The sequence below is a fragment of the Polymorphospora sp. NPDC050346 genome, assembly GCF_040655695.1.
GTDB lineage: Bacteria > Actinomycetota > Actinomycetes > Mycobacteriales > Micromonosporaceae > Polymorphospora > Polymorphospora lycopeni.
The window spans coordinates 20,738-40,946 of sequence record NZ_JBFAKM010000051.1; the positions used below are offsets into that span (position 1 = coordinate 20,738).

Here is a 20,209-nt window from a genome sequence, read left to right on the forward strand (position 1 = left end):
GAAGGTGGCCTTTGAACTGCGTGGGCGATACTGGGATCGAACCAGTGACCTCTTCGGTGTGAACGAAGCGCTCTCCCGCTGAGCTAATCGCCCTCAGCGCGCATGACTGTACCCGATGCCGCCACCCCGCCGCACATCCGGGGCGGCGGGTCGTCAGTTGGTCGCGAGGTACTTCAGGACGGTGGCCACCAGGTCGATGCCGAGGCCGAGCTTGACCGACAGCCAGACGACGACACTGACGAAGAGGAAGCAGGCGAGCGCGATCGCCCCTCTCACCAACAGCGACTGTCGGGTCACCCAGCGCGTCCAGGCGGTGACGTGCCTGCGGGTGAAGGCGAGCAGGCGGCGGGCCCAGTGGAACTCGACGGCCCAGATCGCGAGGCCGCCGATGACGATCAGCCAGCCGGGGCCGGGCAGCGGTACGAGGATCAGCCCGATGATGACCACGATGGCGCCGGTGACGCCGACGCCGATGCGCAGTGCGGCGCGTCCGGTGGGATTGGACCGGATCAGGTCGAGGGTGGTGCGCAGCCGTCCGCGCCGGGCGGGCGGGTCGTCGACGGCGACCGTGGTGGGTTCCGGCGCGACACCGGGTGACGGGGGCGCGCCGCCGGGCTGGCGGTCACCGCCTTCCTGACGCGGCACCGCATACCTCCACTCGTCGTCGTGTCCCGTTCGTTTCCCCGCGCCGGTCGGGCCGGCACCTTGTACGGGTGACCGATCGGTGATCTGCCCTGGGGTTGTGTGCTCGATCGAGGATTGTTCCGCAGTCATTTCGCTCCCCAGTGCACCACGGCCCGTCACTCAACAGGACAACTGGACGTTACCGGAGTGAGTCGACGTCTGAACCACCCGACGCCGGGCGGGACCGAGTGCTTAGGCAGAACCGGACATCGTACAAGGATTTTCGCATTCTTGTGATATTTCGGAACCGCCTTCCCACTACTGGGTGAGATCAGCGTATGGCGGAGCGTAACCAGGAGTATCACCTGAGTATGGGAAACGCGAGGCACGCGCGCCTCGCAGCGGTGCCGGGGGGAGTTCGTCCATGAGTGTCATCCGACCGACGACCGTCGAGGTCGAAACGTCGTTGCGGCTCGTCGCGCCTGATGCCACCGCATTGCCGGTGCGTGCCAGTCTGCGCTACGACCCAGCGGACCCGTACGCGGTCCACGTCCTGTTCCACGCCGAGTCCGCCGGCGGCGAGGCGGTGAGCTGGTCTTTTGCCCGAGAGTTGCTCGTCACCGGCCTCGACGAGCCGGCCGGGATCGGCGACGTGCGGGTCTGGCCCTGGGCCACCCCGCGGGGCGACTTCGCCGCACTCGCCCTTTCTTCACCTGATGGGAACGCACTGTTTGAAGTGCCCCGAAGTGTCCTGGTCCGGTTCCTGCGCCGGACGTACGTCGTCGTACCGCGTGGCCGGGAAACCGAGCACCTGGACGTCGACACTGCGGTCAACCGGTTGCTCGCCGGCCGCTGACCGCACCACCCGGTCCCCGGAAGACCGGACAACGGAGCGCCGCGCGGATCTGCCGAATCCGTGCGGCGCCTTTCTGCCAGCGAACTGCCAGAAATCCAGCTAACTGCCAGAAATCCAGCAATCGGTCAGAAGAAAAGGGTTTGCCCCGTCGGACCACGGGTAATCCGGGCCAGCGACACGGCGGTCCGTCCGCCGGTCGCGACCGGAAACGGGGGTTCGGCGGTGCGCCGTACCCCCGTCTTCCGTTCCCGGGGTGCGAACCCGCCCTGGTACGGCTACCGTCGGCGAGATGGTCCGTTTCGGTCAGTCCGACGGCGGCACGCGCTCGACCGCCCCGCTCCCCGGCCTGGCCGGGATCACCACAACTACCCTGCGTGAGCTTCGCTCCGACGGGGCGTACCCGCCGCCGGTGCTGCTCGACCGGCACATGCTGACCCTGGTCACGGTCGGCCACGGCAGCCACGACGTCGACTTCGAGAGCCACCCCTGCCGGCCGGGCACGCTGCTACTGGCCCGGCCCGGCCAGGTGATCCGCCTCGGCGACCAGCCCGGACTCGACGCGGTCGTCGTCTACTGGCGGGACGGCACGGTCCACGTCGACGACCCGTACGGGCCGAGCCGGTGGCAGCTCGCCGGCGAGGACGAGGACGCGGTGATCAACGAGGTGAGCCAGCTCGTGGTCGACTGCCAGCGGAACCGCTCCGGTGAGCGGGCCGCCGCGCTGCTGCGCCACCAGCTCACCGTGCTGCTGCTGCGGATCGCGCTGCTCCCGACCGGTGGCGACACCGGCCCGGCCGGCACCGTGGTCCCGGCGGGCACCGCCGCGCCGGACGGGACCGAGGCGCCGGAGACCGCGGGCGCGGGGACGTTCGAGCGGCTGCGGGCGGAGGTCGAGCGGTCGTACGCGCAGACCCGTCGGGTGGAGGATTACGCCCGGCGGCTGGACTGCTCGGTGCGTACCCTGACCCGGGCCTGCCTGGCGGCGACCGGCCGCAGCGCGAAACAGGTGGTGGACGACCGGGTGGCCCTGGAGGCCCGGCGGCTGCTCGCGGCCACCGATCTGCCGATCGCCGACATCGGCCGGCGGCTCGGTTTTCCCGAGCCGACGAACTTCGGGCGGTTCTTCCAGCGGGAGGTCGGGCGTAGCCCGGGTGCGTTCCGCGGCGGGCTGCGCCGGCCGGTGGCGGTACGGGTGCCGGGGCAGCGTCGACCGCTGTCGGTCGCGACCCGCTGGGATCCCGTGCCGTGACGGGGTGCGGGTAACCGGCATGATGGTCGCGTGCAGATCTCCGCGCGTGGCGACTACGCGGTCAGGGCGGCGCTCGCCCTGGCGGCTGCCCACCCTTCGCTGATGTCCGCCCAGGCAATCGCCCAGGACCAGGACATGCCTCGCAAGTTTCTCGAAGCGGTGCTCGCCGACCTGCGCCGCAGCGGGATCGTGCGGGCCCAGCGGGGCGCCGAGGGCGGCTACACCCTGGCGCACCCTCCGCGTGACATCACCGTCGGCGCGATCCTGCGCGCCGTCGACGGCCCGCTGGCGGGCGTACGCGGGCTGCGGCCCGAGGAGACCCGCTACGAGGGGCCGGCCGAGAACCTGCCCCGGCTGTGGGTCGCGGTGCGGGCGGCGATCCGCGAGGTGGTCGACGAGGTCAGCCTCGCCGAGCTGGTCAGCGGCAAGATGCCGGCCCACGTACGCAAGCTCACCACCCGGCCGGACGCCTGGGAGCCCCGCTGACCGACGGCCGCGTCGGTCACAGCAGGTTTACGCCCGGCTCTTCGGCGAGGCTGGCGTATCGCCCGGCGTGGTAGACCAGCGGGTCGCCGTCGAGGTCGTGCCGCCCGACGATCGGCTGGGCGACCACGATCGTGTGGTCGCCGGCCGGTATGCGCTGCACCGGGCGGCAGAGCAGCCAGGCCAGCGCGCCGTCGATGATCGGCACGTCGTGCGGCCCGCGGTGCCAGCCGGTGTGGGTGGCGAAGCGGTCGATGCCGCTGGTGGCGAAGATCCGGGCGACCTCCTCCTGTCCCTCGGCGAGCAGGTGCACGGCCAGGTGGCCGGCCCGGTCGACGGTGGGCCAGCTCGACGAGTCGCGGCCGAGGCAGAACGACACCAGGGGCGGGTCGAGGGAGACCGAGGTGAACGAGGTGGCGGTGAATCCGGCGGGTGGGTCGCCGGCGGCCGTCACGACGGTGACGGACGCGGCCTGGCGGCGCAGGACGGATCGGAACAGATCGGCGTCGACGCGAGCGAGGTCGGCAGCGGTCACGGGATCTCCTCTTGTCCAAGGCGGATCATCTCGGCCCGCTGCGGCATGCCACTCATGCTGCCGCCGGCCGACGGGCACCGTCAACGGCCATCCAGATGGTGGGATTCAACTCCATGAGGCGTCCATAATCAAGCCCTGACAGGCGACTCATGACCCAATCTCCTACATGCTAGATAGGTTTTGGAATTGATCGATGCCACACTGTCCAGCATGGCGCACGAAGCGGCGTTTGACCGTTCGGCCGAAAGGGAAACTTCGATCCAGCCCCGGTTGAGCAGTCGAATCCGAAGGGAGCACAGCCATGGGCCTGATGTTCCGCAAGCGCAAGAAGTACGGACCGATCATTCTCAACTTCACCGAGAACGGCTTCTCGTCGTGGAGCGTCAAGATCGGCCGATGGTCCTGGAACTCCCGGGCCAGGGCACACCGCGTGGACCTGCCCGGCCCGCTGTCCTGGAAGCAGGACAAGGCCCGCAGTAGATGATCGAAGCCCGGTGAACGGGGTGTCGGCGTCCGCCGGCACCCCGTTTCCGCGTACGCGCCGGCCGCCGCGACCGACAATCCGGGCATGGCCACTCGACCGCTGCTCACCCACCCCGCGCTCACCTGCGCCCTGATCGTGGCGATCTTCTACCTGGTGCCGGTCGAGCCCGGCGTCGGCGGCGCCCGGCTGGTCGTACGCGGCGCCGCGTCGGCGGTCGTCCTGCTGCTGGTGGCCTGGCTCGTCGGAGCGCAGATCCGCCGGCAGATCGCCGACCCGCGACCCGCCGGTGGCGCCGCCGGACTCGCCGTCGCGCTCGTCGGCGGCCTGGTGATCTTCGCGCTCGCCGACTACATCATCGCCATCTCCGGCCCCGACCAGTTCGCCAGCCTGCAGACCAAGACCGACGCGCTCTACTTCGCGCTGGCCACCCTCGCCACCGTCGGATACGGCGACGTGCACCCCACCGGCCAACTCGCCCGGGCGGTGGTGATGGTGCAGATGGCGTTCAACCTGGTCGTGCTCGCCACCGGCGCGTCGATCTTCATCGACCTGATCACCGACCGGATCAGGAAGAAGTCGAAATGACCACGTCACCGGCCAGCCGGCCGTCACGCGGCTCGCGGCCGACCACCCCGGCGGCCAGCAGGTCGGCGAGCACCCGGTCGGTGTCACCGGACCGGTAGATCGTGGCGGTGGCGGTGAACCGGCGCAGGTCGGTGACGCCCGCCCGCCGTACCCGGTCGAGGTGGGCGACCAGCGCGCGGCGCAGTGGCGCCAGGTCCGGGCCGGGCGTGACGTCGACCGGTGCCGCGTCGGGGTCGTCCGGATCGCGGTAGCGCACCCCGCCGGCCCCGTCGACCGCCCACAACGCCTCCTTGAACGCGTCGAGCGCCCGGCCGAGCCGGGTGGCGTAGACGACGAGCCACCGCCCGTCCCCGTCCGGCGGGACCAGCTCGACGGCGGTGACCAGCGGGAAGCCGGCCGCGTCCAGCGCCGCCCGGTGGTCGTACCCGGCGCGGGCCGCCGGGCCGAGGACCATGAACAACTCGCCTGGCCGGCCGCCGGCCACCGCGGCGAGCGTCGCCGGCCCGGGCGCCGGCCCGGTCGGGGCGTCCAGGTACGTCAGCACGGGCGCGCCGGCGGCCGCCGCGGCCTTCAGCGCGACCGGCACCCGGTCGGGGCCACCCGGTACGCCGTGCACCGCCACCCCGGGCGCCGGCGCGTCGAGCCGGGCAGCGACGTCGACCGCGTGCTCGGCGACCACGACGACGGTGAGCTGCCGGCCACGCAGCAGGTGGGCGGCTTCCCCGCAGGCGCGCAGCGCCGCCTCGGGGGTGCCGCCGGGATCACCGCCGTACGCCTGCACGAGGGTTGCCCGGCGGGACCGGTGCAGCGCGTCGGGCAGCCAGTGGCCGAGTTGGCGGACGAGCAGGTGACCGGTGACGGCGCGAAGCGGCATGCGTCGGTTCTACCCGCTTGGCAGCGGACCCGACCGACGCGGGGTCCGCTGCCGATGCCGGGCGGCGGGCGGTAACGGCGGCCGGGCCGTTGTCCGGCTCAGGCCGGTACGGAGATGCCGACGCCGCCGCGGGTCTGGCCGCCGTACCGCTGCTTCTCGCGCCCGAGGTCGAGCGGGCGGATCCGCCGGCGGGCGTCGAGGGCCTCCTGGTCGAGCAGGTCCTTCGGGATCAGCCAGACGATCTCGAACTCCAGCCCGTCGGGGTCCTTGCCGTACAGGCTCTTGGTGGTCCCGTGGTCGGAGCTGCCGACCAGGGCGTCCGCCCCGACCAGCCGGACCATGGTGGCCTCGAGTTCGTCGAGGGTGTCGACCTCCCAGGCCAGGTGGTAGAGGCCGACCGTGCCGCGGCCGGCCGGTGACGCGGCGGCGCCCGGCCCGACCTCGAACAGGCCCAGGTCGTGGTCGTTGGTGGAGCCCGGGGCCTGGAGGAAGGCGGCTCCGGCGAACCCGTCCGGGGTCATCGGGACCGGGCGGAAGCCGAGCACGTCGCGGTAGAAGGCGACGCTGCGGGAAAGTTCGCTGACGAACAGGACGGCGTGGTTGAGACGGTGGATGCCCATGGACTCGACGGTAGCCGACTTTAGTTGAGAGTTCAATCAGTTCCGGTATGATCGTGGTCATGACCCGCTGGCTGGACCCCGACGAGCAGCGCACCTGGCGCGCGTTCCTCACCGCCTCCCGCGCACTGATGGAAACCCTCGACCGCGAACTGCAGCGCGACGCCGGCATGCCGCACGCGTACTACGAGATCCTGGTCCGCCTCTCCGAGGCGCCCGACCGGCGGCTGCGGATGAGCGAACTCGCCGACGCCAGCGGCTCGTCCCGCAGCCGGCTGTCGCACGCCGTCGCCAGGCTGGAGGAAGCCGGCTGGGTACGCCGGGACAACTGCCCCACCGACCGGCGCGGACAGATCGCCGTCCTCACCGACCACGGCTTCGAGGTGCTGGCCGCCGCCGCCCCCGGCCACGTCGAAGGCGTCCGCACCCACCTGTTCGACCCGCTCACCCCGGCCCAGGTCGACCAGCTGCGCCGGATCAGCGAGGCGCTCATCGACCACCTCCAACCGGATCGGACGGCTTAATGACCAAAGAACCCGCCTTCGCCCCCTTGTACTGAACGTTGCCGTACACGCACGATGGGGCGTGTCAATCGGGCTGGGGGAAATCACCACACGCGCACACGACCTCGTCGCCGCCGGCGACCTGGCCGGCGCCCGGGATCTGCTCGCCGGAGCACTCGTCGGCGCCGATCCCAGCCCCGCCAACGCCTCGGACGACCTGGCCGAGGCCGCCGGCCTGCACGCGCGGCTGCTGCTCACCCTCGGCGACCCGCGCGCCGCCCGGCCGTGGGCCGCGTTCGCGTACGCCGCCGTCGGCCGCCTGCACGGTACGCACGACGAGCGCACCGTCGGCGCCGCCGCCACCCTGGCCGCCGTACTCCACCGGGTCGGCAGCCAGGCCCGCGCCGCCCACCTCTACCGCGACGTGATCGCCGAACTGACCTCGATCGACGGACCCGAGTCGCTGCGGGTGCTGGCCGCCCACGCCGACCTCGCCACCGTCGAATACGCCCGGGGCGAGTGCGAGGTCGCCCGCAACCGCCTCGAGGACGCCTGGTCGCTGCACCGCGAGGTGTACGGCGACACCCACCCGAGCGGGATCAAGATGCTCGCCCGGCTCGGCGCGATGCAGCGCGACTGCGGGCGGTTCACCGAGGCCAACGACAACCTCGCCCTGGCCCAGGAACTGTGCCGGGAGAGCCTGCCGCCAGACCATCCGCTCGCCGTGCAGGTGGCGGCCCTGGCCCGGGCCACCGCCACCCCCGACCACCTCTGCGCCACTCCCCCACCCCCACCCTCTCCCCCCGCCCCCGCCCCGCCCTCTGCATCCGCCCCGCTCTCCCCGCCCGCCCCGCCCCCGAGGCGCGATCAAGGACTTGTTGCGGGCGACACGCCGGGCGAGAGCCACGACTCCTCCTTGATCGACGAGCCGATCCCGACCGGTGGGGATGCCGGGCCGCCGTGGGAGGAACGCCCGGGCGCCGGGCAGGACCGGCCGGGCGCCGGGCAGGACCGGCCGGAGCGGTCCGGTTTCCCGGACGAACCCGACGACCCGGAGCGCCCGGGCCTCGCCGACCCGCCGGCCGACCGGTGGTGGCCGCCCGAGCCGGGTGAGCCCGACGAGCGCCCGGAGCCGGCGACCGCCGGCACCGACCGGGACCGGGACGACGCCCCGACCGGACCGGCGACCTACGACGACCGGGCCTGGTACCACGACCCGGCCGGCCCGGGGTCGGAGCAGCCCTGGCGCGACGAGCCCGCCGGTACGGACACCAGCTACGACGACCGGGCCTGGTCCGACGACCCACTCGGCGCCGGCACCCGGCCCGGCGAGGAAGCCCACGCCAACGGCGTGCACCCCGACCCGCTGTCCGACCGCGGCTGGCCGGACCTCGACCGCCCCGACCCCGACCGGACGGACACCGGCCACCTCGACCGCGACTGGACGGTCGCCGATCCCCTCGATCGCAACTGGACGGCCGCCGACCCCCTCGACCGGCCTATCCCCGACCGCGCCGCCGCCGACCGGCCGGACACCGAACCCACCGACGGTGGCTGGCCGGACGCGAACCACGCCGCCCCGGGCTGGCCGGGCGCCCGCGACCCCGAGGACGCCTGGACAGGCACCGACCGCCCCGGCACCGACCGCCCCGACTCCACCTGGTCGGACCCCGGCCCCACCGAACCCGACTGGCCCGATCCCGGCCGGCCCGACGCCGACCGGTACCAAGCCGACCGAGACCAGGCCGACCGTCCCGACGCCGACAACCGGGCCGACCGGTACGACGCCCCGCCTGAGCAGCCGTGGAACGCGGATCAACCCTGGGACGACCCGGCCGACCGCGGCACCGGGTATCCGGAGCGGGGGTACGCCGAGCCGACGTACCCGGAACCGGACCCCGACGCGGCCCGGCGCCCGGACCTCACCAAACGGGCCTGGCCGGACCAGGAACCGACCTGGCGTGATCCCGGGCCGACCGGTCAGGAGGCGTGGCCGGAGCGGGAGCCGGCGCTGCCGCCGGACGTGCCCGACTTCGCGCCGGCCGACCCCGACGGCGGGCAGTTCGCGGCCGGCGGCGCGCCGGCCGGCGACGCCCACCCGGGGGTGCACGAGGTACGCCGTACCCCGACGACCGACCTGGCCGTGCGCCAGCGCGGCGACCTGCCGGTACGTCGCCGCAACGCGCTGCCGGTCCCGGTGCGGCGGCCGCCGGCACCCCCGCCGGACCGGCGTCTGGTGCCGGTGATCCTGGCCGGGCTGGTCGTCGTCGCCCTCGGCGCGGTCGCGGTGATCGCCGGATTCGCGCTCGCCGACCGTCGTGAGCCGACCCCGGACGCCGGTGGCCAGCCGGTCCCGCCGGCGACCGGTGCCCCCGGGCCGACGTCGCCGACGTCGCCGGCAGCGCCGCCGCCGGCCGAGCCCGGTACCCCGCCGGGCGGGGTGACGGTGACCGACAACCGCGACAGCGTGACGCTGACGTGGACGTACCCGCCGGGCGCGGAGGGGCCGGTCGTGGTGTCGGCGGGTCGCACCGGGCAGGAGCCGCGGGCGTTCCAGGATCTGGCGCCGGGCACGTCGAGCTACGTCGTGTACGGGCTGGACTCCAGCGTCGACTACTGCTTCGTGGTCGCGGTCGTCTACTCCACGGACCTGGTCGGGCGCTCCGAGCCGGTCTGCACCGAACGCGGCTGACGGTCAGCCGGGGGCGGCCGGCAGGCGTACCTCGACCCGCAGCCCGGGCCGGGCCGGGTCCGGCCGGGCGTCGGTGAGCCGCACGGTGCCGCCGTGCTGGCGGACGAGTTCGCGCACGATCGCGAGGCCGAGTCCGGCGCCGCCGGCGTCGCGGGCCCGCGCGTCGTCGAGCCGGGTGAACCGGTCGAAGACCCGGTCGCGGTCGGCGGCCGGGATGCCGGGTCCGTCGTCGGTGACCATGACCACCTGGTACGGCGGTTCGGGGTACGCCGACACGACCACCTCGCCGTGGGCGTGCCGTACGGCGTTGTCGACGAGGTTGGCGACAACCCGGCCGAGCTGGTCCGGGGCGCCGACCGTCCACAGCGGATCGTCCGGCGGTTCGACCCGGACCGGTGGCGACGGGTGGCGGCCGGCCGCCCCGGCGATCAGTTCGCCGAGTTCGACCGGCCCGACCCGGGCCGGTCGCGGGCCGGCGTCGTCGACGCGGGCCAGCAGCAGCAGGTCGTCGACCAGCCGGCTGAGCCGTTCGGTGTCGGCGAGCAGGTCGTCGGCGACCGCCGGCCAGTCGCTTTGCGGTCCGAGCCGCTGGGCGACCTCGAGCTGGGTGCGCATGTTGGCCAGCGGGCTGCGTAGTTCGTGGGCGGCGTCGGCGACGAAGGCGCGCTGCCGGCCGCGGGCCGCTTCGAGCCGGTCGAGCATCCCGTTGAGGGTCACCGCCAGCCGGTGGATCTCGTCGTGCGACTCCGGCACCGGCAGCTGGCCCGGGCGGGCGCCGCCGGTGATCTCCTCCGCGCCGGCCCGCAGCGCCTCGACCGGGCGCAGGGTCGCCCCGATGACCCGCCAGGCGACGACCGCGAGCAGCGCCAGCAGCAGCGGGAACCCGATCATCAGGCTGGTCTTGAGCAGGTCGACGCTGTGCGCGACGTCGGCCATCGACTTGCCGACCAGCACCGTCTGCGGGTGGTCGGCGGGCCCGGCCCGGATCGCGACGACGCGTACCGGGCCGTGCAGGCCGAGCCGGTTGCCGGGGATGAACACCGGCCCGTCGTCGAGGGCCCGGTCGAGTTCGTCGCCGAAGAGCATCGGGACCAGCCGGTCGGCGTCGATCGAGGCGGACCGGACGCGGCGCTGCGGGTCGATGACCTGGACCTTGACGGTGGTGCCGACGACCGGCAGCGGGTCGGGCAGGGCGTCCTCGGTGACCAGCATGGCGACCGCCTCGGCGATGCGGCGGGCCTCGTTGTCGGCGCTGCGTTCGAGGGCGTAGGCCAGCGTGCCGACGAGTGCGATCCCGCCCAGGAGGAGCCCGGCGGTCAGGCCCGCGACGGCGACGACCATGAGCCGGCCGCGCAGGCCGGCCGGCAGCAGGCGGCGCCACCCGCGGCGCGGCGTGGCACCGGTGGCGGGCGCCCGGCCCGGTGGCGGACCGGCGGTCCCGGCGCCGCCCGCCGGTCCGTCGGGGCCACCGGTCGCCGGCCCGGCGGGTGTCGTGTGGGGCGGGCTGGTGGTCACGTCGCCAGCCGGTAGCCCGCGCCCCGGACGGTCTCCAGCAGGTCCCGGCCGATCTTGCGGCGCAGGTAGCCGACGTAGACCTCGACCGCGTTCGGCGCGGTCTCCACCCCGGCGTCCCACACGTGGTCGAGCAGTTCGGTCTTGGAGACGACCTGCCCGGCCCGGCGCATCAGGTATTCCAGGAGAGCGTACTCGCGGGCGGTCAGCCCGACCTCGGCATCGCCGCGGGTCACCCGGCGGCGGGCCGGGTCGAGGCTGAGTTCGCCGGCGGTGAGTACGGCCGGCCGTTGCGGGGCGCCCCGGCGCAGCAGCGCCCGCAGCCGGGCCAGCAGGACGACGTACGAGAAGGGTTTGGTCAGGTAGTCGTCGGCGCCGCAGTCGAGGCCGTCGGCCTGGTCGTACTCGCCGTCCTTGGCCGACAGCATGAGGACCGGCAGCCAGTGCTCCTCGGCCCGCAGTTGCCGGACCACCCGGTAGCCGGACAGGCCGGGCAGCATGACGTCGAGGATCATCGCGTCGTAGCCGCCGTGCCGGGCCAGGTCGAGACCGCTCGGCCCGTCGGCGGCGACGTCGACCACGAACCCCTCGGCCTGCAGGCCGCGCTGCAGCGCGGTAGCGAGCCGCGCCTCGTCTTCCACCACCAGCAACCGCACGCCGTCAAGCGTGCCATCCCGGCTCCCGGTCAACCATGCCCCTTCTCAGCCCGGGCACAGCTCGGCGTCCGGTTTCTCAGCCGTCTCACAGGGCATTCGGGGCACGATGGGTGCCAGGAGGTACACAACATGTCACTGTTCCAGTCCCGTCCCGCGCTGCGCTGGCTCGTCCCCACCAGTGCCGCCGTGGTCGTCCTGGGCGGCGGCGCGGCGATCGGCACGCTCGCGGCCGCGTCCGAACCGAACCTGCCGCCACGCGACGCGGCCCAACTCCTGGTCGACCTGCAGACCGCCCGCCTGGACGGCCTGTCCGGCACCGTGCTGCAACGGGCCGACCTCGGCCTGCCGCCGGCGCTGGAGACGCTGGCCGGCAACAGCTCCGAACTCGCGGCGCTGGCGACCGGCCGGCACACGCTGCGGGTCTGGTACGCCGGGCCGGACCAGGCCCGGATCGCCCTGGTCGGCACGCTCGGCGAGACCGACGTGATCCGCAACGGCTCCGACGCCTGGGTCTGGTCGAGCCAGAAGAAGGAGGCCGTCCACTACAAGCTCGACCCGGGCAAGAAGGATGAGTCGCCGGAGCTGCCCGGCGGGCTGCCGGCCACCCCGGAAGAGGCCGCCGACAAGGCGCTGGCCGCCATCGACCCGACCACCGAGGTACGGGTCGGCCGGTCGGCGACGATCGCCGGCCGGGACGCGTACGAGCTGATCCTCGCCCCGCGCGACAAGGCGTCGCTGGTCGAGGAGATCCGGATCGCGATCGACGCCGAGGAGAAGGTGCCGCTGCGGTTCGAGGTGTTCGCCGAAGGCGTCGAGGAGCCGGCGTTCGAGGTCGCGTTCACCCAGGTCGACTTCAACCGGCCGGCGCCGGAGCAGTTCGTGTTCAACCCGCCGCCGGGCACGAAGGTGACCGAGAGTGACGCCAAGGGGGCCGGCCCGGACGGCGGGCCGTTCGGCGGGCACCGGCCGGACGGCGAGTCCGCCGAACCCGGCACGGCGCCGGAGCAGCGGCCGGAGACCCGTACGGTCGGCACCGGCTGGACGACGGTGCTGGTCGGCACCATGCCCGAGTCGGCGCCCGGGGCACCCGGCACGCCCGGCGCGGGCGGCGAGCCCGGCACCGACCTGGCCCAGCTCGCCGGCATGCTCGACCAGTTCCCGGCGGTCAGCGGTGACTGGGGCAGCGGGCGGCTCTTCTCGACCCACCTGTTCAACGTGCTGCTCACCGACGACGGCCGGGTGATCGGCGGCCTGGTGACGCCGGAACGCCTCTACGAGGTGGCGGCGCAGACGAAGTAGCCCGACCTCGGGGATGGGCACCGGCGGCGCCGGGGATGCGGTGTGGACCGCGTCCCCGGCGCCGCGGTCGTGTGCGCCCGGCGCCACGCGGCCGGCCCGACGCCGGCGGGCCGGCCCGGCCGGTCGCGGGACGGCGCCCGGGCTGGTAAACCTGCGGGTATGGCAGACGTCAGTGGCGGCGGGGTCAGCGCCGACGAGGTGCTGCGGCTGGCCGGCGGGCTGGCCGGCGTCGAGCAGCACCAGTCGCGCGACGACGTGGCGTTCCGGGTCCGGGGCAAGGGTTTCGCCTACCTGTCCGACGACGGCGAGACGCTGGTGGTGAAGGCGACCCGCGACGAGCAGGCGGCGCTGGTGCTGGACAACCCGGTGGCGTACGAGCGGTCGCACTGCTCGGGCCGGTTCGGGTGGGTGCTGGTGCGGCTGGCGCACGTGCCGCCGGACGAACTGGCCGAACTGGTCACCGAGGCGTGGCTGCTCACCGCGCCGCGCAAGCTGACCGCCGGCCGGCCGGGCGTCGCCGGCGGCTAGGGCCGCCCACCAGCCGGTTCAGGCCACCTCGTGTACGGCGTAGCGCGGTTCGTCGTCGGGTTCGAAGCCGGTCACCGCCCGGATCACGGCGAAGACGAAGTCCTCGTCGGGACCCCAGTCCGGAAACTCGATCCCTGACTCGACCGGCAGCGGCTCGCCGTCTTCCTGGACCGGCTCGCCGTCCTGGAAGACGATCTGGCGGACGAGTTTCCCGTCCTCGACGTACCAGAAGCCGTAGGTGCTGCTGACGCTGGCGAAGATGACGCCGAGGACGCGGGTGCCGGGGGCGGCCAGCCCGTCGCGTCCGGGGTCGGGGGCGAACGGCATCACCCGCAGTTCGGGGTCCCAGAGCTGGGCCCAGCCGGCGTGTTCGCGCAGGTAGAGGCGCCCGCCGGGGAAGGCGGCACCCGCCTCGTCCAGGCCGACCAGTTCGCCGGTCGGCCGGTGGCGCAGGTCGTCGGGCGCCAGTTCGAGCAGCCGGTCGGTGGTCCAGCCGGCGGCGAAGATCGCGGTCGTGTTCCAGCCCATCGCGCCATCCTCCCCGGCCGGCGCAAGTCGGTGCTGTTTAGGGCGCCGCCGGCTCTGGGTACGAATGGTCAGGCATCGCCGGACATGACGGTCCAGAGTGGACGCGGCGACTCGTACGACCTGGGAGGCTCTCGTGCGCGGAGGATCGATAGTCGGTGTGCTGCTGCTGATCTGGGTGCTGATCGGCGTGGTGGCGGCGGGCCAGCGCGGCTACTTCGACGGTGACGACGCCAACTGTGCCAAGGCCGGCACGATCGTGGTCACCGCGATCGCCGGTCCGCTGAACTACATGGGCGCCAACCCGAAGATCGAGTGTGAGGTCCCGCAGCCGTCGCAGTGACGGCGCGACCCCGGCGTACCGGCCCGTACCGCGACCCGCGGTGCGGGCCGGCGTCGGGTGCGGGCCCGCGTCGGGTGCGGGCCCGCGTCGGGTGCGGCTACCGGACGGCGTCGGCGAGGTCGGCCAGGGTGAGCCGGGCGTGGACGTACAGCAGCCGCTCCAGCGCGCCGACGGTCGGCACCTCGCCGACGACCTCGACCCCCTCGCCGGTGCCGGGCCGCCGGCGGTGCGCCAGCCGGTAGACGTGCCGGCCACGGATCAGCTCGACCGTCACCCGCCACTGCCCGCAGCACCGGCACACCAACCCCGTCACCCGGCCGACGATAGCTCTGACCTGCGGAAACTGCCGCCACTCGGCAAGATCGTCGTGATCAGGGAACGGACACCGGGACACGCCGGCGACACGCGGGGCCTATTCCCTGATCACCGGGATCAGGGAGCGGGACAGGGCGGCGGGCAGCTGGCGGCGGCGGTGGATGCCCAGCTTGTGGTACGCCCGCTCCAGCAGGTTCGTGACGGTGCGGACGGAGATGTTCAGGGCCTGCGCGATGGCGGCGTTGGTCAGGCCGGAGGCGGCCAGCTCGCACACCTCCCGCTCCCGGGGCGTCAACGGGTCGGCCGCCGGTCCGCCGGCCCACGGCGGGTACGGGCCGGCGCTGCGCCGGGCGAGGTCGGCGAGCCGCCGCTCGGCGTCCCGGCCGGCCCGCCCGCCACCGGTCACGGCCGCCGCCGCCTCGTACGCCAGCCCCAGGTAGCCGCGCCCGGCGAACCCGTCGGCCACCTCGCACAGCGCGGGCGCGTCGGCGGCGGCCAGCGCCTCGGCGTGGTCGGCGAACAGGTCGAACAGCGGGCTGTCGCACTGCCGCGCCGCGGCACGCAGCCGGGCCGCGCCCCGGGTCGACGGGCGCAGCCGGACCTGGAAGTACGCGCACTCGACGGCGGTCGTCAGCCGGGCCGCGTCGAGGTAGCGGTCGGCGAGCCGGTCGGCGAGGTCGGCCGCGTACGCCAGGCGGCCGGAGTGGGCCAGTGCCCGGATCTGGCTGAACTCGACGCGGTCGCGCAGGCCGAGGTCGTCGGGGATGCCGGCCAGGCCACGGTCCAGTTCCCGGTACGCCTCGTCCGGCCGGCCGAGGGTGGCGACGCAGACGGCGTACTCGCAGGACACGAAGACCCGTACCGGGAACGGGGTGTGTTCGTCGACCAGGGCCCGGGCCTCGCGCAGCGCCGGCAGGGCGTCGGTGGGGCGCCCCGCCCACATCGCGCACAGGCCGCGCGCGTGGCCGACGACGGCGACCTCGACCGGCTGGCCACGCCGGACCGCTTCGGCGTAGTAGCGGTCGGCGAGCCGGGTCGCCTCGGCCAGCCGGCCGGCGAGGACGAGCGCCTGCACGTGGCAGGCGGCGGCCGAGCCCCGCATCGCCGGCCAGCGGGCCGGCAGGGCGAGGCCGCCGTCGGCGAAGCGGTCGGCGGCCAGGGCCGGCTGGCCACGGAATGTCAGCAGGTAGGCGTTCATCGTCGTCGCGGCGTCGGCGACCAGCGGGTTGAGGGCGCTGGACCGGCCCGCGGCCGGCGCCGGGCCGGCGTCGGAGGCCGGCCGGGGGCGGTCGCCCGGTCCGGCGGCGGCCCGGGTCGCGCCGCGGGTGAACAGCGACACCGCCAGCTCGGCGATCTCGAGATCGTCGCCGGCCGGCCCCGCGGCGGTTCCGGCCGCCACCCGGGCCCGGAGCACCTCGGCGTGGGCGTCGGCCGGGCGGCTGAGTCCCCAGAACAGGTTCAACGACCGGAGCGCGGCCAACTCGGCGTCCCGGTCGACCGCGCCGAGCAGCCGTTCGGTCTCGGTGGCCCGGCCCTGCGCCATCAGGGCCTGGGCGCGCAGCCCGACGCCGCGCGGGCCGGGGACGTGGTGGGCCAGGTCCTCGGCCAGGACCGGATCACCGGCGGCCAGCGCCCGTACGGCGGCGATGCCGGGCCCGATCCCCGATCGCGGCAGGTCGGCCTCCAGCCGCCACCACACCGCGCTCGCGATGTCGACGCCGCGCGTGCCGGCCCGGCCGGCGGCGCGGACCAGGTCGCGGTACATCTGCCGGCGCCGGAGCTGGCCGAGGCCGGCGAGGGCGAGCTGCCGGTACAGCGGGTGGGCCATCGTCACCGTCCGGGGCCGGGCCCCGGGCTCGACGGCGACGGCACCGGAGGGGACGACCGCGCCGCGACCGGCGACGGCGGCCACCGCGTCGGCGCCGACGAGGTCGACCAGGATCCGTTCCGGCAGCCGACCGGCGAGCGCGACGTAGCGCAGCGCGGTCAGGTCGGGGCCGTCGAACGTGCCGAGGTCGGTGCTGGCGAGGTCGCGTACCCGGGGCTCGTCGCCGAGCCGGCCGCGCCAGGACCAGACGCCGTGGGAGCGGGTCAGCCCGCCGGTCTCCAGTCCGATGTCGAGCATCCGCCGCAGCAGTCGGGGGTTGCCCCGGGTGGCCCGCCACAGCAGGTCGGCGGTGCGGCCGTCGACCGGGCCGAGGACGCGGTCGAGCAGTTCGGAGGTGACGGCCCGGCCGAGGCTGGGCAGCTCCAGCCGGGGCAACGGCCGGTCGGTGAGCGCCGCCGGCAGTCCGGTGACCCGGCCGGCGGTCAGCAGCAGCCGTACGTCGGCGACGGCGCGAAGGCCGGCGAGGATCGCGGCGGAGGCGTCGTCGAGGTGGTCGGCGTCGTCGATACCGACCACGACCGGCCGGTCGTGGGGCAGTTCGTCGCGCAGCCGCCCGCCGGGCGACAGCCAGTCGGGGGCGTCGTGCCGGCGCAGCCCGGCGACGCCGACGCCGGGGATGTGCCGGGTGGCGTCGGCCGCCGCGCCGCGCAGCACCAGCAGGCCGCGGTCGGCGCACCGGTCGAGCAGGAGGTCGGCGAGCCGGGTCTTGCCGACCCCGGGTTCGCCGGTGACGATCAGTCCCGGGCCGTCCGGTCCGGTGAGCGTCCGCTCGCCGTACCCGGCCTCGGTGTCGCGGCCGAGGACCGGCCAGTCGGATCCGGCACCGCCGGTGTCCGTACGCTCAGCCACGATCACGATCGGTGACGAAGTCATTGAGTACGAAATACTCATGATCCTCCTTGGAACCGGCAGGGATCGTGTCGTACGAGCGGATGGGCCATGCCAGCCACGACATCAGGTCGGGAAGGAAGCCGGGTGGAAAAGCAATGGAAGCTCCGCTCCGGCTGGCCCTTCGTGGCCCGGGCGGCCGAGGTCGACGCGGCGGCCGCCCGGTTGGCCCGGGTGGGTGAGCCGGGAGTGCTGCTGACCGGCGCGGCCGGCGTCGGCAAGTCCCGGCTGCTGGCCGAGATCGTCGACCGGTGCCGGGCGGACGGGGCGTACGTGCTGGTCGCCGGGGCGGGCGGGCGGCCGCTCACCCCGGCCGCAGGGTCGGCGGGCGAGACGCCGTGGCCGGCCGGCGCCGACGTGGCGGACACCTTCGGTGCGGCCGCCCGGGAGCTGCGCGCCGCCGCGGCCGGCCGCCGCTGCGTGCTGGCGGTCGACGACGTCCACCGGCTCGACGCCACCTCGGTCGCGCTGGTGCAGCACCTGGCGGTCACCGCCGGCGTACGGATCCTGGCCGCGACCCGTACCGGGCACCTGGCGGCCGGCGCCGTGCCGGCGCTGCGGCAGCGGCCGTTCGTGCGGACCATGACCGTCGGGGCGCTCCCCCGCGACGCCGTCGCCGACTGTGTCGAGCAGGCCCTGGACGGGCCGGTCGACGGGCTGACCACCGACCGGCTGTGGCGGGCCACCCGGGGCAACCCGCTGTTCCTGCGGCACCTGCTGGACACCGGCGTGGCCACCGGGGCGCTGCGGCGTACCGCCGGGGTGTGGCGGTGGGCGGGGGCGATGCGGGCCGGCCGGGAGCTGCGGGACCTGGTGCTCGACCTGCTCGGCGCGTCGACGGCGGCCGAGACGGCCGCGCTGGCGTACGTCGCGCACGCCGAGCCGGTCGCTCTCGGGGTGCTGGAGACGCTGGTCGACGCCGCCGTCCTGGAAGAGCTGGAACTGCGGGCCCTGATCGCCGTGGAACGCGACGGCGAACGGCTCGTGGTACGAATCGGTCACCCGCTGTTCGGCGAGGTGCTGCGGGCCGGGGCCGACGCCCCGGCCCGGTCGCGGATCTACCGGGAGCTGGCCCGGGCCGCGCGGGGCCGGGCCACCGGACCGCGGACGGTCGCCTGGCGGCTCGCGGCCGGTGACCGGATCACCGACGCCGAGGTGCTCGGCGCCGCCGAGGACGCCCTGGCCGGCTGCGACGCGGCGCTGGCGGCGACGCTGGCCCGGCACGTCGACGGCCCGGCCGGCGCGGAGCTGCTCGGGCGGGCCCTGGTCGCCCAGGACCGGGCGGTGGAGGCCGAGGAACAGCTCGGCCGCCACCCACTGCCGAACCGTCCCGGCCAGGTGGTGGTCCGGGCACTGAACCTGTTGTGGAACCGGCGCCGGCCGGCCGACGCCGCGAAGCTGGTGCGCGGCTGCACCGGGGACGGGGCCCCGGCGCTGCGGGTCGCGCGGCTGGCGATGGCGGCGTTCGGTGGCGCACCGATGCCGGGCCCGGCCGAGATGGCGGACCTGGTGGTCGTCGACCCGGTGGTGGCCAGCGTCGTCGACCCGCTGCGGGCGTTCCTGCTGATCCACGCGGGTCGCCCGGCGTACGTCGCCGACGCCTTCCCCGCCGACCGGGTGGGCGCGCCCCGGCCGTGGTCGTCGATGCGCGGCGCCGCCGTCGCCTGCCGGGTGCAGGCGCTGCAGCTCACCGGCCGGCTCGACGAGGCGACGGACGCCGCCGGCGCCGGCTACCGGGCGGCGGTCGCCGGCGCGGTGCCGGCCGAGGCGGCACTGCTCGCCGCGGAACTGGGTGCGTGCGAGATGTGGGCGGGGCGGCCCGGGCGGGCGCTGCCACACCTGCGGGAGGCCCGGGCGCTGCTGGACGAGGACGCGCCGGTCGCGGTGCAGATCCGCGTCCTCGCCGGGTACGCGACCGGCCTGGCCGCCACCGGGCACCCGGACCGGGCCGCCACGGTGCTGGCCGAGGTCGGCCACCGGGTGCCCACGTCGTCGGCCACCGACGGGATGCTGCGGCTGGCGGCGGTGCAGGTCGACGCGTGGAGCGGCCGGCGGACGGCCGCCGAGGAGGCCGTCCGGCTCGGTACGGCGTACCGGCTGGCGGGCCGGCCGACCGAGGCGGCGCAGGCGTACTACCTCGCGGGCCGGCTGCGCCCGTCGCCGCTGGTCGCGGCGGCGCTCGCCGAGGTGGTCGCCGGCTGCGACAGCGACCTGTTCCAGGTGTTCGCGCGGCATGCCGGCGCCGCCGCGACGGGTGACCTGGACGGGTTGCGGGCGGTCGCCGCCGAACTGGACGGCCGCGGCTACCGGGGGCTGGCGCTGGAGGCGGTGTCGACCGCGGCGGCGCTGGCCACCGCCGCCGGCCACGGCCGGGTCGCGGCGGGGCTGCGGGCCGAGGTCGGCCGGCTGCACCGGCACTGCGACGGCAACCGTCCACCCTGGACCCTGGTGGCCGGGCCGTCGGCGGCGCTGACCGGCCGGGAACGGCAGACCTGCGAGCTGGCCGCCGCCGGCCTGCCCGACGACGTCATCGCCGGGCGGCTGGGGCTGTCGCGGCGCACCGTCGCCAACCACCTGCACCGCGCGTACGGCAAGCTCGGGGTGCGCGGCCGGCGGGACCTGCCGGCCGCGCTCGGCCTGCCCAGCCCCGGCCTTCGGGTCGACCCGCTCTGGGAATCGCGGTAGCCGCGCATCCGCAGGTCGGTCGCTGTCACGCCCCGTTTTATAGCCGGCTGCCGGCCGTCGGCTCAATG

Annotated in this window: 19 protein-coding genes, 1 tRNA gene and 1 pseudogene; 11 read left to right on the forward strand and 10 right to left on the reverse strand. The window is 74.9% G+C overall.

Annotation, left to right across the window (positions count from 1 at the left end):
- Positions 1-21 precede the first annotated feature (21 nt).
- Together AB0I42_RS33480 and AB0I42_RS33485 are read right to left on the reverse strand one after the other, a co-directional pair.
- Positions 22-93, reverse strand: a tRNA-Val gene (locus AB0I42_RS33480).
- A gap of 60 nt (positions 94-153) precedes the next feature.
- Positions 154-531 (reverse strand): TIGR02611 family protein, encoded by a 378-nt coding sequence (locus AB0I42_RS33485; RefSeq protein WP_357543779.1) that lies wholly within the window; start codon positions 529-531, stop codon positions 154-156.
- A 517-nt stretch (positions 532-1,048) separates the two neighbouring features.
- Here AB0I42_RS33485 and AB0I42_RS33490 point away from each other — a divergent pair.
- From AB0I42_RS33490 to AB0I42_RS33500, 3 genes are all read left to right on the forward strand, one after another.
- Complete coding sequence (locus tag AB0I42_RS33490) at positions 1,049-1,480, forward strand: SsgA family sporulation/cell division regulator (protein WP_357543764.1); 432 nt, start codon at positions 1,049-1,051, stop codon at positions 1,478-1,480.
- Between the two features lie 427 nt (positions 1,481-1,907).
- On the forward strand, positions 1,908-2,729 hold the full coding sequence (locus tag AB0I42_RS33495; RefSeq protein WP_357543781.1) for an AraC family transcriptional regulator: 822 nt from the start codon (positions 1,908-1,910) through the stop codon (positions 2,727-2,729).
- A 30-nt stretch (positions 2,730-2,759) separates the two neighbouring features.
- Positions 2,760-3,215 (forward strand): Rrf2 family transcriptional regulator, encoded by a 456-nt coding sequence (locus tag AB0I42_RS33500; RefSeq protein ID WP_357543765.1) that lies wholly within the window; start codon positions 2,760-2,762, stop codon positions 3,213-3,215.
- A 16-nt stretch (positions 3,216-3,231) separates the two neighbouring features.
- On the opposite strand, the gene AB0I42_RS33505 is transcribed toward AB0I42_RS33500, so the two are convergent.
- Positions 3,232-3,747 carry a flavin reductase family protein gene (locus tag AB0I42_RS33505; protein ID WP_357543766.1) on the reverse strand — a complete coding sequence of 172 codons (516 nt, stop codon included), beginning with the start codon at positions 3,745-3,747 and terminating at the stop codon, positions 3,232-3,234.
- A 301-nt stretch (positions 3,748-4,048) separates the two neighbouring features.
- Here AB0I42_RS33505 and AB0I42_RS33510 point away from each other — a divergent pair, with 301 nt between their 5' ends.
- Both AB0I42_RS33510 and AB0I42_RS33515 read left to right on the forward strand, forming a co-directional pair.
- Positions 4,049-4,231: a DUF4236 domain-containing protein gene (locus AB0I42_RS33510; protein ID WP_357543767.1), complete on the forward strand. Its 183-nt coding sequence runs from the start codon at positions 4,049-4,051 to the stop codon at positions 4,229-4,231.
- A gap of 84 nt (positions 4,232-4,315) precedes the next feature.
- The gene (locus AB0I42_RS33515; protein WP_357543768.1) at positions 4,316-4,816 is read left to right on the forward strand and encodes a potassium channel family protein; all 501 of its coding nucleotides are present in this window, start codon (positions 4,316-4,318) and stop codon (positions 4,814-4,816) included.
- Here the strand turns inward: AB0I42_RS33515 and AB0I42_RS33520 are convergent.
- Together AB0I42_RS33520 and AB0I42_RS33525 are read right to left on the reverse strand one after the other, a co-directional pair.
- The gene (locus AB0I42_RS33520; protein WP_357543769.1) at positions 4,797-5,690 is read right to left on the reverse strand and encodes a hypothetical protein; all 894 of its coding nucleotides are present in this window, start codon (positions 5,688-5,690) and stop codon (positions 4,797-4,799) included. The two genes, AB0I42_RS33515 and AB0I42_RS33520, sit on opposite strands and share 20 nt — an antisense overlap.
- A gap of 98 nt (positions 5,691-5,788) precedes the next feature.
- Positions 5,789-6,310 carry a VOC family protein gene (locus AB0I42_RS33525; protein WP_357543770.1) on the reverse strand — a complete coding sequence of 174 codons (522 nt, stop codon included), beginning with the start codon at positions 6,308-6,310 and terminating at the stop codon, positions 5,789-5,791.
- A gap of 47 nt (positions 6,311-6,357) precedes the next feature.
- On the opposite strand from AB0I42_RS33525, the gene AB0I42_RS33530 reads away from it, so the two are divergent.
- Positions 6,358-6,831, forward strand: a complete 474-nt coding sequence (locus AB0I42_RS33530) for a MarR family transcriptional regulator (protein ID WP_357543771.1) — start codon at positions 6,358-6,360, stop codon at positions 6,829-6,831.
- A gap of 61 nt (positions 6,832-6,892) precedes the next feature.
- Positions 6,893-7,816 (forward strand): annotated as a pseudogene (locus tag AB0I42_RS33535) (tetratricopeptide repeat protein); the annotation flags it as partial.
- Between the two features lie 1,689 nt (positions 7,817-9,505).
- Here AB0I42_RS33535 and AB0I42_RS33540 read toward each other — a convergent pair.
- Together AB0I42_RS33540 and AB0I42_RS33545 are read right to left on the reverse strand one after the other, a co-directional pair.
- Positions 9,506-10,843 (reverse strand): HAMP domain-containing sensor histidine kinase, encoded by a 1,338-nt coding sequence (locus AB0I42_RS33540; protein ID WP_357543782.1) that lies wholly within the window; start codon positions 10,841-10,843, stop codon positions 9,506-9,508.
- 170 nt (positions 10,844-11,013) lie between these two features.
- Positions 11,014-11,670 (reverse strand): response regulator transcription factor, encoded by a 657-nt coding sequence (locus AB0I42_RS33545; RefSeq protein ID WP_357543772.1) that lies wholly within the window; start codon positions 11,668-11,670, stop codon positions 11,014-11,016.
- A gap of 129 nt (positions 11,671-11,799) precedes the next feature.
- Here AB0I42_RS33545 and AB0I42_RS33550 point away from each other — a divergent pair, with 129 nt between their 5' ends.
- A complete protein-coding gene (locus AB0I42_RS33550) occupies positions 11,800-12,969 on the forward strand; it encodes a hypothetical protein (protein ID WP_357543773.1) in 1,170 nt (389 codons plus the stop codon).
- A 159-nt stretch (positions 12,970-13,128) separates the two neighbouring features.
- Positions 13,129-13,497: an MmcQ/YjbR family DNA-binding protein gene (locus AB0I42_RS33555; protein WP_357543774.1), complete on the forward strand. Its 369-nt coding sequence runs from the start codon at positions 13,129-13,131 to the stop codon at positions 13,495-13,497.
- An 18-nt stretch (positions 13,498-13,515) separates the two neighbouring features.
- On the opposite strand, the gene AB0I42_RS33560 is transcribed toward AB0I42_RS33555, so the two are convergent.
- A complete protein-coding gene (locus AB0I42_RS33560; RefSeq protein ID WP_357543775.1) occupies positions 13,516-14,025 on the reverse strand; it encodes a hypothetical protein in 510 nt (169 codons plus the stop codon).
- Positions 14,026-14,158: 133 nt separating this feature from the next.
- Here AB0I42_RS33560 and AB0I42_RS33565 point away from each other — a divergent pair, with 133 nt between their 5' ends.
- Positions 14,159-14,365 carry a hypothetical protein gene (locus tag AB0I42_RS33565; RefSeq protein WP_212816866.1) on the forward strand — a complete coding sequence of 69 codons (207 nt, stop codon included), beginning with the start codon at positions 14,159-14,161 and terminating at the stop codon, positions 14,363-14,365.
- Between the two features lie 97 nt (positions 14,366-14,462).
- Here AB0I42_RS33565 and AB0I42_RS33570 read toward each other — a convergent pair whose 3' ends face one another.
- Both AB0I42_RS33570 and AB0I42_RS33575 read right to left on the reverse strand, forming a co-directional pair.
- Positions 14,463-14,678, reverse strand: coding sequence for a hypothetical protein (locus tag AB0I42_RS33570; RefSeq protein WP_357543776.1), 216 nt, complete (start codon positions 14,676-14,678; stop codon positions 14,463-14,465).
- Positions 14,679-14,777: 99 nt separating this feature from the next.
- Positions 14,778-17,417 (reverse strand): LuxR family transcriptional regulator, encoded by a 2,640-nt coding sequence (locus tag AB0I42_RS33575; protein WP_357543777.1) that lies wholly within the window; start codon positions 17,415-17,417, stop codon positions 14,778-14,780.
- A 126-nt stretch (positions 17,418-17,543) separates the two neighbouring features.
- On the opposite strand from AB0I42_RS33575, the gene AB0I42_RS33580 reads away from it, so the two are divergent.
- A complete protein-coding gene (locus AB0I42_RS33580) occupies positions 17,544-20,141 on the forward strand; it encodes an AAA family ATPase (RefSeq protein WP_357543778.1) in 2,598 nt (865 codons plus the stop codon).
- Positions 20,142-20,209 lie beyond the last annotated feature (68 nt).

Excerpts from the sequence above, each read along its gene's own strand:
- AB0I42_RS33490 (WP_357543764.1), top strand. The coding sequence starts at position 1,049 with ATGAGTGTCATCCGACCGACGACCGTCGAGGTCGAAACGTCGTTGCGG.
- AB0I42_RS33495 (WP_357543781.1), top strand. The coding sequence starts at position 1,908 with ATGCTGACCCTGGTCACGGTCGGCCACGGCAGCCACGACGTCGACTTC.
- AB0I42_RS33510 (WP_357543767.1), top strand. The coding sequence starts at position 4,049 with ATGGGCCTGATGTTCCGCAAGCGCAAGAAGTACGGACCGATCATTCTC.
- AB0I42_RS33515 (WP_357543768.1), top strand. The coding sequence starts at position 4,316 with ATGGCCACTCGACCGCTGCTCACCCACCCCGCGCTCACCTGCGCCCTG.
- AB0I42_RS33520 (WP_357543769.1), bottom strand. The coding sequence starts at position 5,690 with ATGCCGCTTCGCGCCGTCACCGGTCACCTGCTCGTCCGCCAACTCGGC.
- AB0I42_RS33525 (WP_357543770.1), bottom strand. The coding sequence starts at position 6,310 with ATGGGCATCCACCGTCTCAACCACGCCGTCCTGTTCGTCAGCGAACTT.
- AB0I42_RS33530 (WP_357543771.1), top strand. The coding sequence starts at position 6,358 with ATGATCGTGGTCATGACCCGCTGGCTGGACCCCGACGAGCAGCGCACC.
- AB0I42_RS33540 (WP_357543782.1), bottom strand. The coding sequence starts at position 10,843 with ATGGTCGTCGCCGTCGCGGGCCTGACCGCCGGGCTCCTCCTGGGCGGG.
- AB0I42_RS33550 (WP_357543773.1), top strand. The coding sequence starts at position 11,800 with ATGTCACTGTTCCAGTCCCGTCCCGCGCTGCGCTGGCTCGTCCCCACC.
- AB0I42_RS33555 (WP_357543774.1), top strand. The coding sequence starts at position 13,129 with ATGGCAGACGTCAGTGGCGGCGGGGTCAGCGCCGACGAGGTGCTGCGG.
- AB0I42_RS33560 (WP_357543775.1), bottom strand. The coding sequence starts at position 14,025 with ATGGGCTGGAACACGACCGCGATCTTCGCCGCCGGCTGGACCACCGAC.